Genomic DNA, 998 nt, shown 5'->3' on the forward strand with positions numbered 1-998 from the left:
TGTGCGCGCAGGCTTCACCAAGATCCATCTCGATACGAGCATGGGCTGCGCCGGTGAACCCGCAGCGCTCGACGATGCGGTGACGGCGGAACGCGCCGCCGACCTCGCCGCTGTTGCCGAGGCCGCAGCATCAAAAAGCGGAAAGCCGCTGCCCGTTTATGTGATCGGCACGGAGGTTCCGATTCCGGGAGGGGCGCACGAAGCCATCGACCATCTGGAAGTGACACGCCCGAGAGCGGCCCTAGAGACGATCGAAGTGCATCGCGACGCTTTCGCCAGGCGCGGCCTGGAGGATGCTTTCAAGCGTGTCATTGCTTCGGTGGTGCAGCCGGGCGTGGAGTTTGGAAACGAGAATGTGGTTGTGTATGATCCCGTCGCTGCAAAGGCGTTGAGCGCGACCTTGAAGGACGTTCCAGACTTGGTCTTCGAGGCTCATTCGACCGACTATCAGCCGGAGGCTGCGTTGCGTGCCCTGGTCGCCGATGGGTTTGCCATTCTGAAGGTGGGGCCAGGGCTGACTTTTGCTATGCGCGAAGCGCTGTACGGGCTGAGCGCCATAGCCTTGGAACTCGGTCTTCTGAGCGCGGAGGAAAGTCTTTCGGCTTCGATGGAAAAGCTTCTTCTTGCCGAACCCGGCGATTGGCGGAGTTATTATCACGGCAATGACGCGGAAATGCATGTGCAGCGTCACTACAGCTATTCGGACCGAATCCGCTATTACTGGCAACATCCCCCGGCGAAACAAGCGGTCGAGCGCGTGTTCGCAGCGCTTGAAGGAGGTGACATACCTGCTCCGCTAATCAGCCAGTATCTGGGTTCGATACGTGACCGGGTGGAATGCGGCGAGGTCGAAGTGAGGCCACGCGGGTTGGTGCTTGGGGCTATCACGCGCGTGCTCGAGATCTATGAGCGGGCATGCACTGATGCACCGGATAGTGACGGTTCCTAAGCTGAAAGGTCACAGGCTCGAATCTTGTCAGGAAATCCAATGAAATCAA

General features: G+C 59.3%; 1 protein-coding gene. It reads left to right on the plus strand.

Annotated features, from left to right (window positions below; genetic code table 11):
- A partial coding sequence (locus AC07E3_RS21435; RefSeq protein WP_478364763.1) for a class II D-tagatose-bisphosphate aldolase non-catalytic subunit occupies positions 1 to 949 on the plus strand: 949 nt, incomplete at its 5' end.
- Between the last annotated feature and the right edge of the window lie 49 nt (positions 950 to 998).

This window comes from Nitratireductor lacus (assembly GCF_056431025.1).